Annotated in this window: 16 protein-coding genes and 1 tRNA gene; 12 read left to right on the top strand and 5 right to left on the bottom strand. The window is 71.2% G+C overall.

Going from position 1 to position 14,810, the window contains the following annotated elements:
- The first annotated feature begins 49 nt into the window (after positions 1-49).
- The 12 genes from J5Y09_RS22025 (at position 50) to ctrA (ending at position 9,469) form a co-directional block, all read left to right on the top strand.
- Positions 50-676, top strand: coding sequence for a glutathione S-transferase family protein (locus J5Y09_RS22025; protein WP_209354009.1), 627 nt, complete (start codon positions 50-52; stop codon positions 674-676).
- Positions 677-757: 81 nt separating this feature from the next.
- Positions 758-1,156, top strand: coding sequence for a cupin domain-containing protein (locus J5Y09_RS22020; protein ID WP_209354008.1), 399 nt, complete (start codon positions 758-760; stop codon positions 1,154-1,156).
- 58 nt (positions 1,157-1,214) lie between these two features.
- Positions 1,215-1,297 (top strand) — tRNA-Leu (locus tag J5Y09_RS22015).
- 294 nt (positions 1,298-1,591) lie between these two features.
- Complete coding sequence (locus J5Y09_RS22010; RefSeq protein WP_198378054.1) at positions 1,592-1,873, top strand: acyl carrier protein; 282 nt, start codon at positions 1,592-1,594, stop codon at positions 1,871-1,873.
- A gap of 100 nt (positions 1,874-1,973) precedes the next feature.
- Positions 1,974-2,399, top strand: a complete 426-nt coding sequence (locus J5Y09_RS22005; RefSeq protein ID WP_245217324.1) for a 3-hydroxyacyl-ACP dehydratase FabZ family protein — start codon at positions 1,974-1,976, stop codon at positions 2,397-2,399.
- A complete protein-coding gene (locus J5Y09_RS22000) occupies positions 2,396-3,577 on the top strand; it encodes a beta-ketoacyl-ACP synthase (RefSeq protein WP_209354006.1) in 1,182 nt (393 codons plus the stop codon). The genes J5Y09_RS22005 and J5Y09_RS22000 overlap by 4 nt, the downstream gene beginning before the upstream one ends.
- A complete protein-coding gene (locus J5Y09_RS21995) occupies positions 3,574-4,839 on the top strand; it encodes a beta-ketoacyl synthase N-terminal-like domain-containing protein (protein WP_209354005.1) in 1,266 nt (421 codons plus the stop codon). The genes J5Y09_RS22000 and J5Y09_RS21995 overlap by 4 nt, the downstream gene beginning before the upstream one ends.
- A 131-nt stretch (positions 4,840-4,970) precedes the next feature.
- Entirely contained in the window at positions 4,971-5,993 is a 1,023-nt protein-coding gene (locus J5Y09_RS21990) for a zinc-binding dehydrogenase (RefSeq protein WP_209354004.1), read from the top strand.
- Positions 5,980-6,888: a lipid A biosynthesis lauroyl acyltransferase gene (locus tag J5Y09_RS21985; RefSeq protein WP_209354003.1), complete on the top strand. Its 909-nt coding sequence runs from the start codon at positions 5,980-5,982 to the stop codon at positions 6,886-6,888. The genes J5Y09_RS21990 and J5Y09_RS21985 overlap by 14 nt, the downstream gene beginning before the upstream one ends.
- Positions 6,889-7,037: 149 nt before the next feature.
- Positions 7,038-7,643, top strand: coding sequence for a hypothetical protein (locus J5Y09_RS21980; RefSeq protein WP_209354002.1), 606 nt, complete (start codon positions 7,038-7,040; stop codon positions 7,641-7,643).
- Positions 7,644-7,691: 48 nt separating this feature from the next.
- Complete coding sequence (locus tag J5Y09_RS21975) at positions 7,692-8,582, top strand: alpha/beta fold hydrolase (protein WP_209354001.1); 891 nt, start codon at positions 7,692-7,694, stop codon at positions 8,580-8,582.
- Positions 8,583-8,725: 143 nt separating this feature from the next.
- On the top strand, positions 8,726-9,469 hold the full coding sequence (ctrA, locus tag J5Y09_RS21970; protein WP_209354000.1) for a response regulator transcription factor CtrA: 744 nt from the start codon (positions 8,726-8,728) through the stop codon (positions 9,467-9,469).
- Between the two features lie 322 nt (positions 9,470-9,791).
- Here the strand turns inward: ctrA and J5Y09_RS21965 are convergent, their stop codons facing one another.
- The 5 genes from J5Y09_RS21965 to J5Y09_RS21945 form a co-directional block, all read right to left on the bottom strand.
- Entirely contained in the window at positions 9,792-10,619 is an 828-nt protein-coding gene (locus J5Y09_RS21965) for a CheR family methyltransferase (protein ID WP_209353999.1), read from the bottom strand.
- Positions 10,616-11,728, bottom strand: a complete 1,113-nt coding sequence (gene cheB / locus J5Y09_RS21960) for a chemotaxis-specific protein-glutamate methyltransferase CheB (RefSeq protein WP_342451530.1) — start codon at positions 11,726-11,728, stop codon at positions 10,616-10,618. Before cheB ends, J5Y09_RS21965 begins: the two co-directional genes overlap by 4 nt.
- Entirely contained in the window at positions 11,725-12,108 is a 384-nt protein-coding gene (locus tag J5Y09_RS21955; RefSeq protein WP_209353998.1) for a response regulator, read from the bottom strand. The genes cheB and J5Y09_RS21955 overlap by 4 nt, the downstream gene beginning before the upstream one ends.
- 10 nt (positions 12,109-12,118) lie before the next feature.
- Entirely contained in the window at positions 12,119-12,607 is a 489-nt protein-coding gene (locus J5Y09_RS21950) for a chemotaxis protein CheW (RefSeq protein ID WP_408904081.1), read from the bottom strand.
- Positions 12,608-12,619: 12 nt separating this feature from the next.
- Positions 12,620-14,810 (bottom strand): hybrid sensor histidine kinase/response regulator (locus tag J5Y09_RS21945; protein ID WP_245217323.1); only part of this gene is annotated, 2,191 nt, incomplete at its 5' end.

Here is a 14,810-nt window from a genome sequence, read left to right as displayed (position 1 = left end):
CCGCGTCGCGCACGGGGCATAGCCTTCCCCCATCCGCGGGAGGGACACGATGCGCAAGCTGTGGGGCCGGGCCAGTTCCAGCAACGTCATGAAGGTCCTCTGGACCCTCGACGAGCTCGGCCTGGACTATGAGCGCATCGACGCCGGCGGCGCCTTCGGCAAGACCAAGGAGCCCGCCTATCGGGCGATGAACCCGATGGGGTTGGTACCGACGCTGGAGGAGGAGGATGGCTGGTCGCTCTGGGAGAGCAACGCCGTCGCCCGCTACCTGTGCAACCAGTACGCGCCGGGCGGCGGGCTGTACCCGGCCGAGCCCCGCGCGCGCGCCAAGGTCGAGACCTGGATGGACTGGACGCTGGGCCACGTCACCGCGCCCATGGTCACCATCTTCTTCACCCACATCCGCATCCCCGAGCCCGACCGCGACTGGAAGGCGGAAGCCAAGGCGCGGGAGGATGCGGGACGGCTGTTCCGCATCGTCGATGCGCAGGTGGCGGGGCAGCGCTTCCTGTGCGGGGATCACGTGACCCTGGCGGACATCTCGCTCGGCTGCTGGGTGCATCGCTGGCACGCCTTGCCGATCGAACGGCCGGATATGCCGAACCTGGCGCGCTACTACGATGCGCTGAAGACGCGGCCGGGCTTCGTGAAGCACGTGGCGCTGCCGCTCGAATGACAGGATGCGGGGAAGGGGAACCTCCCCCGCCCCCCTTTTTTGGCTTTCCGCCCTCGCACACGGACACGGAGGAAACGAACCATGGGCACGACGACGACGAGCCACGCGAAGGACGCCGAGTTCAAGCGCGGGCTGCGCGCCTTCTTCGAATACCGCGACCTCGACATCGCCAAGGCCACGGGCGGCGCCTTCGGGGCGCATGTGATCCGCGCCATCCCGGGCGAACACGCCACCGGCCAGTGGCACACCCACGACCTGCCCTTCCAGATGTTCTACGTCCTCAAGGGCTGGGTGAAGTTCGAATACGAGGATATCGGCGAGAAGATCTTCCACGCCGGGGATTGCTGCTACCAGCCGCGCCTGGTGAAGCACCGGGAGATCGCCCATTCCGACGATGTCGAGATCCTCGAGATCACCGGCCCGGCGGAATTCGAGACGAAGAACGTCGAAGGCCCGGCGCACGCCGCGGCGGCGGAGTAGCCCACCCGCCGGGGCTGGACGCGGCCCGCCGCGCCCGGCTAGGCATGGGGCCGCCCAGGCCCCTGTGGCGGAACGGTAGACGCAGGCGACTCAAAATCGCTCGCCCGAGAGGGTGTGGGAGTTCGAATCTCCCCGGGGGCATTTTGGTTTGGCGCATCCGATTCACGCCTTCGGGTGCTCGCGGCTGCGCCGCTGCGCCCTTCGGCGATCGGATGGCGCGGCGCATCCGATTCACGCCTCCGGGTGCTCGCGGCTGCGCCGCTGCGCACCTCGATGATCGGATGGCGCGGCGCATGGGTCGCAAGGGATAGGGAGAGGGCATTCCTTCCGGCGCCGGACCGGCCCAGGGGCGGATGCTTGCCTTCCGCCCCCATTCAGGCCAAAGACGCCCCCCAATCCTCAGCCCCACCCCGGATTCCCCACGGAGGGCCACCCATGGCCTCGTCCTTCGACCGCATCGCCGACATCATCGCCGAGAACAGCGAAGTCGCGCGGGAGAACATCCTGCCCGACAGCCATGTCATCAACGACCTCGGCATCGACAGCCTCGACTTCCTCGACATCGTCTTCGCCATCGACAAGGCCTTCGGCATCAAGGTCCCGGTCGAGGCCTGGACGCAGGAAGTCAACGCCGGCACCGCGCCCGCCGAACAGTACTTCGTCATGAAGAACCTGGCCGCGCGCATCGACGAGCTGGTCGCCGCGAAGGGCGGCTGACGCCATGGTACGGTGCCGGCGGCCGTCCGATGGCCGGAGCGCCGAAGGCGCGCAGGTCTGAATCGGCCGGCCCAGACATATGCGCCTCGAATACTTCCAGATGATCGACCGGGTGGCCTCGCTGCAGGGCGAGGCCATCACCGTCGAGAGCACCATTCCCGACGCCTCCCCCGTCTTCGAGGGGCATTTCCCCGGCTACCCGCTGATGCCCGGCGTGCTGCTGGTGGAAACCATGGCGCAGGCCTCGGGCTGGCTGCTGCTCAAGCTGCTCGACTTCTCCCGCATGCCCTTCCTGATGGGCGTGAAGGAAGCGAAGTTCCGCTCCTTCGTCGGGCCCGGCACGGCGGTGACCGTCCATGCCGAACGGCTGCACGACGGCTCCGGCTACGCCGTGACCAAGGCGCGCATCGAAGCCGGCGGCAAGCGCATCTGCGACGCGGAACTAACGCTCCGCATCATGGACTTCCCCGCCCCGGAACTCGCCGCCGCGATGAAGAAGCGCGGGCAGGAGCTCGGCCTCGCATGACCCGCCAGGACGTCGTCATCACCGGCATCGGCCTCGTCTCCTCGCTCGGCGAGGGACCGGACGCGCATTGGGACATCCTCTCGAAGCCCGGCACCGCGCCCGTGGTGGACGAGGCCGCCTTCGCCCCCTACCCCGTCCATCCGCTGCCCGCGCTGAACCTCGACGCGCAGATCCCGAAGAAGGGCGACCAGCGGCAGATGGAGCCCTGGCAGCGCCTGGGCACCTACGCCGCCGGCCTGGCCATCGACCAGGCGAGCGCGCGCGGCCTGGTCGCGGATATGCACCTCATCGTCTCCGCCGGCGGGGGCGAACGCGACATCGCGGTGGATGAGGCGGTGGCCGCGCAGTTCTGCACCACCCCGCCGGCCGAAGCCGGTCCCGCGCTGAACGAGAAGCTCGCCACCGACCTGCGCCCCACCCTGTTCCTCGCGCAGCTGTCCAACCTGCTCGCCGGCAACATCTCGATCGTGCATGGCGTCACCGGATCGTCCCGCACCTTCATGGGGGAGGAAGCGGCCGCGGCCGACGCGGTGCGCATTGCCGCGGCGCGGCTCGCCGAAGGGCGCGGCGGCATCGCGCTGGTCGGCGGCGCCTATGCCTCCCAGCGCTGGGACCTCGTGCTGCTGTACGGCGCCGGCGGCGCGCTGTGGCGCGGGCCCTTCGCGCCGGTCTCGGCGCGGCCCGGCACCGGCGGCTTCGTCGGCGGCGCGCTCGGCGCCTTCCTCGTGCTGGAAACGGCCGACCACGCCAGGGCGCGCGGCGCGGTGCCGCTCGCGCGGCTCGCCGGCGTGGCGTCGGATGCGACGCATGTCCGCGCGGGCGGGGCTTCCGCCGCGGCCGCGAAGGCGTTGCACGCAAGGCTCGGGGCGCCCTCCGGCGCCGGGCTCGGCGTGCTGTCCGGCATGACGGGCGTGGCCGAGGCCCGCGCCGAGGAGGATGCCTTCCTCGCCACCCTCGGCGGCGCCGCCATCCGCCGCACCGGCACGCTGCTCGGCCACGGGGTGGAAGCGAGCTTCCCCGCCAATGTCGCGCTTGGCGCGCTCGCCCTTTCGCGCGGCGGCTTCTACCCGGCCATGGACCCGGCGGATGCCGGCGACGGACCGGTCGAGCGCATCCTCGTCACCGGCTTCGGCCAGTGGCGGGGCGAGGCGCTCGCGCTTCTGGAGCGCGCGGCATGAAGGACCATCTCGGGCGGCCGCTGGTCGCCGTCACCGGCATCGGCATCGTCACCCCCCTGGCTTGGGGGCGGGAGGCGAGCTGGGCCGCGTTGCGGGCCGGCCGATCCGGCATCACGCGCATCCGCCGCTTCCCGGTGGACAAGCTGCGCACCACCATCGCCGGCACCGTCGAATTGCCGGAGGAAGCCGCGGGCGGGGAGATCGCCTCCTCCCCCGTGCGGGTCGAGCGCATGGCGGCCGCGGCCGTCGAGGAAGCGCTTGCCCAGGCCGCGATCGGGCCGGAAGGCACCTTCCCCGGTCCGCTGATGGTCGGCATGCCGCCCGTCGAATACGAATGGCCGCAGCGCTTCGACCTGGCCCGCCGCGCGAATGGCGACGGTTCCTACCGCGCCGCGACCGAGGCCGCGTCCGGCCGCCAGGACCTGTACGAGACCTTCCTGTTCGGCGGCGTCGGCGAAAGGCTCGCGGCGCGCTTCGGCACGCGCGGCGCGCCGATCGCGCTGACCACCGCCTGCGCCACCGGCGCCTCCGCCATCCAGATGGCGGTGGAAGCCATCCAGCGCGGGGAGAGCGAGGCCGCCATCGCCCTTGGCGCCGATGGGTCCGTGCAGCCCGAGGCGGTGATCCGCTTCGCGCTGCTCTCGGCGCTCACCGCCCGCAACGAGCACCCGGAGAAGGCGTCCCGCCCCTTCGAGAAGACGCGCGACGGCTTCGTGATGAGCGAGGGCGCCGCGGCGCTCGTGCTGGAAAGCCTGGAACACGCGACGCGCCGGGGCGCGACCGTGCTCGGCCTTGTTTCCGGCTGCGGGGAGCGGGCGGATTCCTTTCACCGCACGCGGTCGAACCCGGACGGGCACGCCATCATCGGCGCCATGTGCAACGCCATCGCCGATGCGGGCATCGCGCCCGGCGACATCGGCTACGTCAACGCGCATGGCACCGGCACGCCGGAGAACGACAAGATGGAGACGCTCGGCATGCGCGCCGTCTTCGGCGACGCGCCGCCGCCCATCTCCTCCAACAAGTCGATGATCGGCCACACGCTGTCGGCCGCGGGCGCGATCGAGGCCGCGGTCAGCCTGCTGACGATCCGCGACCAGGTGCTGCCGCCCACCATCAACCATGCCGAGCCGGACCCGGCGATCACGCTCGACGTGGTGCCGAACGTCGCGCGGCCGGTCTCGGGCCTGCGGCACGTGCTGTCGAACTCCTTCGGGTTCGGCGGGCAGAATGTGTGCCTGGTGGTCAGCGCCGCGCCGTGACGTGTGTGTGCGCGGGGGAGGAGAACCTCCCCCGCTCCCCCTCCCTTTTTTGCCTGTTTGGCTCCAAAGAAGGTTGAGGGGGGTCCGGGGGGAGAAGTTCCCTTCTCCCCCCGTCTTTCGGAGAGATCCTGATGCGCGCCTTGCGCCTGCACGCCGACCGCGACCTGCGGCTTGAAGACGTCCCGCCGCCCCCGCCCCCCGGCCCGGGCGAGGTGACGCTGCGCATCCGCGCCGTCGCGCTGAACCACATCGATGTCTGGGGCTTCCGCGGCATGGCCTTCGCCAAGCGCGAGATGCCGCTGATCGTGGGTGCGGAGGCGGTGGGCGAGGTCGTGGCCGTCGGCGAAGGCGTCGCGGGCTGGAAGGTCGGCGACCGCGCGGCACCCTACGGCGCGCTGACCTGCGGCACCTGCCGCCGCTGCCTCAAGGGCGAGGACAACCTCTGCGAGAATGTCCGCGGGGTGAAGGGCTTCCATGTCGGCGGCTTCGCCTGCGAACTGGTGAACCAGGAAGCGCGCCTGCTGGTGCGCGTGCCGGATGGGCTGTCCTGGGAGGACGCCTCCTGCGGCGCCATCACCTTCTCCACCGTCGAGCACATGCTGTTCGACAACGCGAAGCTCGAACCCGGCGAGACGATCCTGGTGCATGCCGCGGGCTCGGGGATCGGGACGGTCGCGGTGCGCATCGCCAAGGACATGGGCTGCACCGTCATCGCGACCGCCGGCGACGACGAGAAATGCGCCAAGGCGCGCGCGCTCGGCGCCGACCAGGTGGTGAACTACTCCACGCAGAACTTCCCCACCGTCGCGCGGCGCGCGACCAACAAGGTCGGCGTGGACGTGGTGTTCGAGCATGTGGGCGCGGCGACCTGGGCGGGTTCCCTGCTCAGCCTGCGCATGGGCGGGCGACTCGTCACCTGCGGCTCGACCAGCGGCGTCAGCGCCGAGACCAACCTGATGATGATCTTCCAGCGGCAGCTGCGCATCTTCGGGTCCTTCGGCGCGTCGATGCGCAACATCGCCGACGGCTACGCCAAGATGGCGCGCGGCATCCTGCCGGTGCTGGACACGGTGCTGCCGATCGAGCGGTTCGAGGACGGGCTCGCGCGGCTCGAGAGCCGCCGCGTCTTCGGGAAGATCGTTGTTACGCTTTAAGTACAGGCTGTGGCGCATCGCGGATGCGGCCTTCGGGTTGCTGATGCGCGGCGTCTTCGCGCTGCTGCGGCTGCTGGGCCCCGATCGCGGCCCGGGCATCGGCGCGGCGCTGGCGCGCGGGCTGGGGCCGCTGACCTCCGCGCATCGGATCGCGCGGGAGAACATCGCGGCCGCCTTCCCGGATAAGACCGAGGCCGAGCGCGCGGCGATCCTGCGGGAGGCGTGGGACAATCTTGGCCGCGTCGCCTGCGAATACGTCCACATGGACCGGATCTGGGATTTCGACCCGGCCAATCCCGGCGCGGGGCGCATCACGGCCACGCCCGAGACCGTCGCGCTCTATGAAAGGCTGCGGGAGGACGGCAAGCCCGCCATCGTCTTCTCCGCCCATCTCGCGAACTGGGAATTGCCGGCGATCGCGGCGGCCAGGCACGGGATCGACAGCGCCGTGCTGTACCGCACCCCCAACAGCCCGGCCGTGGCGAAGGAAATCCTCCGCCTGCGCCAGGACAGCATGGGCACGCTGGTCGCGGCGGGCATGAGCGCGCCCTTCAAGCTGGCCAAGGCGCTGGAGCGCGGCCAGCATATCGGCATGCTGGTGGACCAGCGCTTCGGCCGCGGCCCGCGCATCACCTTCATGGGACGGCCGGCCTTCGCGAACCCGCTGCTCGCGCAGCTCGCCAGGCGCTTCGACTGCCCGGTGCACGGCGCCCGCGCCATCCGCCTGCCCGGCGGACGCTTCCGGCTCGACCTGACGGAGGAGATCGCCCTGCCGCGCGACGCGGAGGGGCTGATCGACGTGGAGGGCGCCACCCAGGCGATGAACACGGTGATCGAAGGCTGGGTGCGGGAACATCCGGGCCAGTGGCTCTGGATGCATCGCCGCTGGCGATAGCGACCGGGCCGGATGGGCCTCGGCGTTCCGCCGCCGGGTGATCCCGGGCACGGCATCCGGGGGCGGCGCGGGCGAGGGTCGCCACGCAGCCCAGTGGAGCCCGCCCCGTGGAATTGTCTTCCCGCCGTTGCCGGATCCTCGGCCGGATCGTGCCGACCGTCGTCCCGAGCATCTACGGCACCTCCGCCTTCAAGAAGATCGACGCGAACTGGGCGCCGAACATCGGCCACACCACCTGCGGCGGACTGCCGGCCTATGTGGCGGGCATGCTCGGCCTGACGGCCGAGGGCGCGGCGACGCGCATCAATACCGGCGGCGGCCTGGCGGGCATGCGCAACGCGGGCATCGCGACCGGATCCTGGGTCCACAACGGCGCAATGGAACGCCGCCGCGCCGTCATGGCCGGCGGCCAGCCCGCGCGCCCGAAGCCCGGGGACTTCTATCTTCTTTGCAGCGGCGCAGTGGACCGGCACGAGGCGGGGTGCAACTGCATCGCCCCCGTGAAGCTCGAGGACGCCCACAAGTACCGCGGCGCGACCATCGAGCATGTCGGCATCGTCGTCAGCGCCGAGGGCAACCTGTGGCGCACCGCCGATGCCGGGCAGGGCAACCAGCAGGTGCAGCTCGCCTTATATGTATGGCGCCAGTTCAACCCGGCGACGCAGCAGATCACCGGGGAGAGCGACAAGTTCGGCAAGCCGATGCGCCGGCTCTGCGGCTGGATCGATGTCGACCGATTCCCCTTCCTGACCTGACCGGGACGCCCGAGACTCCGCGGCGAGGCCAGGCGGAGGAAGCAGGCGATGCGGCAGGCGATGGTGAAGGCGGGCGTGCTCGAGGTGGCGGTGGAACTGCACGGGCCGGCGGACGGGCCGCCCGTGATCCTGCTGCACGGCTTCCCCGACGATGCACGGGCCTGGGACGGTGTGGCGCCGGCGCTCGCCGCGGCCGGCCGTTTCGTGGTGGTGCCCTATCTGCGCGGCTATGGCCCGACACGCTTCCTGGATGCGGCGACCCCGCGGTCCGGGCAGCAGGCGGCGCTGGGGGCGGACCTGCTGGCGCTGATGGACGCGATGCGGATCGGGCGGGCGCTGCTCGCCGGCTATGACTGGGGCGGGCGGGCGGCCTGCGTGGTCTCGGCGCTGTGGCCGGAACGGGTGGCCGGGCTCGTCTCGGCCAATGGCTACAACATCCAGGACATTGCCGGGTCGATCCGGCCGGCCCCGGCGGAGCAGGAACAGCGCTACTGGTACCAATGGTACCTGCACACGGATCGTGGCGCGGCGGGGCTGGCGGCGGACCGGGACGGGTTCTGTCGCCTTTTGTGGCGTTCATGGTCCCCGGGGTGGCGGTTCACGGATGCCGAATACGCGCGCACTGCGGAAAGCTTCCGTAACCCTGATTTCGTTGACGTCTCCGTTCACTCTTACCGGCATCGGCACCGCGCGGCGCCCGGAGACCCGGCTTTGGAGGGGATCGAGGCGCGCCTGGCGGCCCGCCCAAAGATCACGATTTCGTGTGTTGTCTTGCATGGCGCGGAGGACGGGGTCGATCCGCCCTCGAACAGCATTGGCAGTGAAGCGCGGTTTTCCGGGCTTTTTCGTCGAGAGGTGATTCCGGGGGCCGGGCACTTCCTTCCCCGCGAAGCGCCACAACCCTGGGTGGTGTCCCTGCTAGGTCTAGGCATATCGTGAAGTGTCGCTGAACGTCGCGTTCTTAACCTATCTGATCGTTTAAATTGTCTAGGTCTCATTCTTGAGAGGTTAAATGGCGAAAATTCGCTTGATGATACCCGTCCAGGTGGTATTCTCCTCTCACGGAACGAGAGGGCACCAAAATGCGCGTCTTATTGGTTGAAGATGATCTCACCACGGCACGCGGCATCACAATGATGCTCCGCCAGGGCGCGATGATCGTCGATGCGGCCGACACCGGCGAGGAAGCCGTCGAACTGGCCCGTCTCTACGACTACGACATCGTGATCCTCGACCTGATCCTCCCGGACATCGACGGGTCCGAGGTCGTCCGCCGCCTCCGCGCCGCGCGCATCGAGACGCCGGTCCTCATCCTCTCGGGCGTCTCCCGCCCCCAGACCAAGGTTAAGGTCTTCGGCATGGGCGCCGACGACTTCATCACCAAGCCCTTCGACCAGCAGGAGCTGGTGGCCCGCATCCAGGCCATCGTCCGCCGCGCCAAGGGCTTCAGCCAGCCGACCCTGGCCGTCGGCCCGCTCAACCTCAACCTCGGCTCGCGCGAGGTCACCGTGTCCGGCAAGACCGTGCACCTGACCGGCAAGGAATACGCGATCCTCGAACTGCTCGCGCTCCGCAAGGGCGTGGTCATGACGAAGGAAGCCTTCCTCAACCACCTCTACGGCGGCATCGACGAGCCCGAGGTGAAGATCATCGACGTCTTCATCTGCAAGCTGCGCAAGAAGCTCACCCAGGCCGGCGCGCCCGACCTGATCGGCACCGTCTGGGGCCGCGGCTACGTGCTGCGCGAACCGAACCAGGGCCGCACCCCGGCCTGGCAGGCGCCGGCCGTCGGCACCGCCGCGGGCCTGGACGTTCGCGCCGCCTGACACCTCTCTCTCCGCCGGCCAAAAGGGCCGGACTTCTCGGTTCCCAACTCGCGCCGCGGAAAATCCGCGGCGCGATTTTTTTGTGCCCCGCGCCAGGGCAGGCAGCCACGGCGCGCATGGCGGATGGGCGCGTCCGTCCCGACGCCAGGCGCATCAAGACAGATACCCCTCACCGAGCCCCTGGGCGGATGGCACCAGGCCCGGCGCAGCCGCGCTGCATGCCCGCGGCCCGGCGGCCACGCGCGCGACAACGTCCGCGCAACGGCCAGAGCCGTTATGCGGAGGTTGTGCGCGTGCCTTCGTCGGACGTCCGTCGGAAGGTTCAGCCCGCCTTCGCTGTCGCGCGGGCGGGCTCGTAGACGCCGCGCTCGCCCGGCGCGGGCACCAGGCGCTCGGTCAGGCCGAGCACCGTCTCCGCGCCGCCGAGATAGACCACGCCATCCGGCGCCAGCATCCCCGCCAGCGAGCCGAGCACGCGCGACTTGGTCGGCGCGTCGAAATAGATCAGCACGTTGCGGCAGAAGATGATGTCGAAGCGGCCGAGCGTGCGCGGATCCTCCATCAGGTTGAAGAACTGCCAGCGCACCTGCGCCCGCAGCTCGGGCGCCACGCGCCAGCGCTGCCCTTCCTGCTTGAAGTGCTTCACCAGCATCGTCACCGGCAAGCCGCGCTGCACCTCGAACTGGGTGAACACGCCTTCCTGCGCGCGATCGAGCATCTCCCGCGAGATGTCGGTGCCGAGGATGTCGAGCTTCCGCCCGCCCAGCGCCGGGCCCAGCTCGGCCGCCGTCATCGCGATCGAATAGGCTTCCTGGCCCGAGGAACAGGCCGCCGACCAGACGCGGATCGGCTGCCCGGGCGGGCGCGCCGCCGCCAGCTTCGGCAGCAGCTTCTTCAGGTGCTCGAACGGCTTGCCGTCGCGGAAGAAGGAACTCTCGTTCGTCGTCAGCGCCTCGACCACCTCGGCGGCGAGCGCCTCGGCCCGCGGCGCGCGCAGGCGCTGCGCCAGCGCGTCGAGTCCCTGCATCGACTCGCGCCGCAGCATCGGCCCCAGGCGCGTCTCGAGCATGTAGCCCTTGTCGGCGGTCAGGACGATGCCCGACCGCGCCTTCACCAGGCCGGCGAGGAAATTGAAGCTGTCCGGCGTCATGCGGTTACCCTTTCGGCCGCGATCGCGGCGATGCGGTCCGCCAGCGCCTCGGGCGGCGCCAGCAGGGAAGGCAGGCCGGCCCGCGCAACGGCGCCGGGCATGCCCCAAACCACGGAGCTGGCCTCGTCCTGGGCCAGGATCTCCCCGCCCGCCGCCGCAACGGCGCGGCAGCCGGCAAGCCCGTCATGCCCCATGCCCGTAAGGATCACGGCGGTGAGCCTGCCCCCGGTCGCCTTGACGGCGCTGCGCAGCATCGGGTCCACCGCGGGGCGGCAGAAATTCTCGGGCGGGTCGCTCGTCAGCCGCGCGCGGAAGGCGCCCTGCTGCCCTTCGACCAGCAGATGCCGGTCGCCGGGGGCAAGGTAGATCCGCCCGGCGGCGAGCGACTCGCCGTCCACGGCCTCGGCGCAGCGCAGCGCGCCGAGTCGGTCGAGATGTTCGGCCAGCATCGTCGTGAAGCCGGCCGGCATGTGCTGCACCACGACCACCGGCAGCGGCAGCCGCGGCAGGCGCTTCACCAGCGCGGCAAGCGCCTGCGGCCCGCCGGTCGAGCACCCGATGGCGAGAAGCTGCGGCCGCCCCGCCGAGGCGGGGCGCGCGCCGCGCACGGCCGGCGGCGGCGCCACGGGGCGCAGCGGCACGGGCGCCGGGCGCGCGGGCTTGGCCCGCTCGCGACGCTTCATCCGCGCCCAGCCGCGCACCTTGGCGATGAGCTCCGCCTTGAATTCCGGCGATGCCGCGCCGCCCGCCGCGCCCTGCGGCTTTGGCACGTAGTCGGAGGCGCCGGCGGCGAGCGCCGCGATCGCCGCCTTGGCGCCGCGCTGCGTCAGCGCGCTGGCGACGATCACGGCCGTGCTCGGCGCCGCCTTGAGGATCAGCGGCAGCGCCGTCATGCCGTCCATCACCGGCATCTCGAGGTCGAGCAGGACCACGTCCGGCTTCGCCTCGGGCAGCGCCGCGAGCGCCGCGCGCCCGTCCCCCGCGCGGTGGACCACGCGGATGCCCGGCTCGGATTCGAGGAGGCGGCCAAGGATGGCGCGCGTCGTCGCGCTGTCGTCGCACAGCATCACGCGCACCTCCGGCTCGCCTGCCGGAAGGGGGAGTGTCACGCGGCCTCCTCGAGCAGGCCGGCCTGGGTGAACTTGTCCCGCAGGATGTCCGCGTCGAAGGGCTTCATCACGTATTCCTGGGCGCCGGCCGACAGCGCCTCCAGGATCTTGGACAGCTCGGCCTCGGTCGTGCAGAGCACGATGCGCGGCTGGTCCGGCCCGAATTCCGCGCGCGCGGCGCGCAGGAAGGTGATCCCGTCCATGACCGGCATGTTCCAGTCGAGCAGGACGGCCTCCGGCAGGGCGCTCCGGCAGGCGTCGAGCGCCTCCTGGCCGTCCTTCGCTTCGGAGACGCGGAAGCCGAAGCCCTCGATGATGCGGCGCGCGGCCTTGCGGACCACGGTGCTGTCATCGACGACGAGGCAGGTACGCTGCGACATGTGATGCTCCTCAGCCGATCGCCAGCACGCGGCCGACATCGAGCACGATCAGCAGGCGACCCTCCTGCCGGTAGACGCCGCGCGAGACGTCGCGCCACAGCGGGTCGAGCGTCGGCGGGTTGGGCGCGCAATCGGCCGCGACCAGCGGGATCACCTCCCCCACCTGGTCGACGAGCAGCGCGTAGAGCTCGTTCGACTGCTCGACGACCACGCTCATCGGCTGCGCCTCCCCCGTGCGGGGCGGCAGGCCGAGCCGGAGCCGGAGGTCGAGCGCCGTCACGATGCGCCCGCGCAGGTTCAGGCTGCCCGCAACCTCGCGCGGCGCCATCGGGATGCGCGTGATGGCGTGCGGGCCGAGCACGTCGCGCACGGCGAGCACGGGCACCGCGCAGGACTGTCCCTCGACGGTCAGGGTGAGGAACACGTCGTCCTCGCGCAGGGCGGCGCCCTGCATGGCGGCGCGCGGAGCGCCGGTCTGGGTCGCTGCGGTGGTCTGCATGGCTCCGGTTCCTCAGGCGGCGAGCGGGGCGGCGAGGCAGTCGCGCAGCGACTGCAGCAGCGCATCCCGGTCGTACTTGGCGACATAGTCGGTGAAGCCGGCATCCCGGCCGCGGGCGACATCCGCGGGCTCGGCGCGCGCCGAGAGCGCGATCACCGGCGCATCGGACCATGCGCCGCCCGCGCGCAGCGTCCGCGCGAAGGCAAGCCCGTCCATCCCCGGCATCTCGATGTCGGAGATGATGGCGTCGAAGGGCACGTTCTCGTCGCGCAGCTTCAGCGCCGCGGCCGCGCCGTCGACCGCCGTCACCTCGTAGCCCTCGGCCGACAGCGCGGGGACCACCAGGTGGCGGAAGAAGGTGCTGTCCTCGACCAGCAGCAGGCGGGCGCGCGGCCCGCCGGCCTGGGTCGGCCGCGTCGGGCGGAACCAGTCCTCCCCGGCCTGGGCGAGCCAGAAGGCGGTATCGATCACCTCCGTCACCTTGCCCGCGATCACGGCGCTGCCGATGAAGCCCGGGCGGCCGGAGCCGGCCTGGATCTCGAGCTTCGCCTCGAGCACGTCGAGGATCTCGTCCACGACGAGGCCCATGGCGCGGTTGTTCTCGGTGAAGACCAGGACGGGCTGGCGCGTCTCGCCCTCGGGCGGCATCCAGCCGGCCGAGATCGGGATGAGCGGCATCAGCGCGCCGCGGTACTGCACAACCGGCACCGCGCCCGACATCTCGATGCGCTCGCCGGGGATGTCCTCGAGCCGCGCGACGAGGCCGAGCGGGACCGCCTTGGGCGTCTGGTCGCCGGCACGGAACAGCAGGAGCGAGCTGCTCATGTTCGAGCGATGGCCGACCACGGCGGCGGCGCCGCGCTGCGTCTCCTCCGTCGCGGTGTCCGAGCCGACGCCGGCGGCGCGCGCGATCCCGTTCGGGTCGAGGATCATGATGACGGAGCCGTCGCCGAGGATCGTGTTGCCGCTGAACATCGTGACGTGGCGCAGGATCGGCGCCACCGGCTTGACCACGATCTCCTCGGTGTCGAAGACGCGGTCGAGGATGATGCCGAAGGCCTGGCCGCCCACCTGCATCACCGCGACGAAGCCCTCGTCCGTCTCCTCGTGCCGCAGGCGCAGCAGGCCGGCGAGCGAGACGAGCGGCAGCAGCCGGTCGCGCAGGCGGAGCACGGCGCTTTCCTTGATGCGCTCGATCCGCGGCGCGCCTTCCTGCGTGCCGCCGACGCGCACCAGCTCGACCACGCCGATCTGCGGCAGGGCGAAGCGCTCGCCGCCCGATTCGACGATCAGCGCGGAGGCGATCGCGAGCGTCAGCGGGATCTTGATGGTGAAGGTCGTGCCGCGCCCCTCGCGGGAGACGAGCTCGACCGTGCCGCCGATCTTCTCGATGTTGGTCTTGACCACGTCCATGCCGACGCCGCGGCCGGACACCGAGGTGACCTGCTGGGCGGTGGAGAAGCCCGGGGCGAAGATGAAGCGCAGGATGTCGCGTTCGTGCATCTGCGCGAGCTCGGCTTCGGTCGCGAGGCCGTTGGCGATCACCTTGGCGCGGATCTTGTCGATCGGCAGGCCGCGCCCGTCGTCGCCGATCTCGATGATGATGTGCCCGCCTTCATGATAGGCGTTCAGCAGGATGCGCCCGGTCTCCGGCTTGCCCGCCGCGCGGCGCTCGGCCGGCTTCTCGAGCCCGTGGTCGCCCGAATTGCGCACCATGTGCGTCAGCGGGTCGCGGATCAGCTCCAGCACCTGGCGGTCGAGTTCGGTCTGCGCGCCGCGCATCTCGAGCTCGATCTTCTTGCCCAGTTCGTGCGCCAGGTCGCGCACCAGGCGCGGCAGCTTCGCCCAGGCGTTGCCGATCGGCTGCATGCGCGTCTTCATCACCCCTTCCTGCAGGTCGGAGGTGATGTGCGACAGGCGCTGCAGCGGCACGGTGAAGGCGCTCGCCTGGCTGGCGCGCGCCAGCTGCAGCAGCTGGTTGCGGGTCAGCACCAGCTCGCTGACCAGCGTCATCAGGTCCTCGAGCACGTCGACGGAGACGCGGATGGTCTGCGGCGCGGAGGCATCCTGCGGCGCGCCATCGGTCGCGGCCGGCGCGGGCGGCGGCGCCTCCGCGACCGGGGCGGGCGGGGGCGTGGGCGCGGCGACGGGCGCGGGCGGGGCCTCGGCGACCGGGACCAGAACCGGCTCGGCGGCGGGCGGC

This window comes from Roseomonas nitratireducens, assembly GCF_017813355.1.
Classification (GTDB): Bacteria; Pseudomonadota; Alphaproteobacteria; order Acetobacterales; family Acetobacteraceae; genus Neoroseomonas; species Neoroseomonas nitratireducens.
This window is presented reverse-complemented; position numbering and strand designations above follow the sequence as displayed.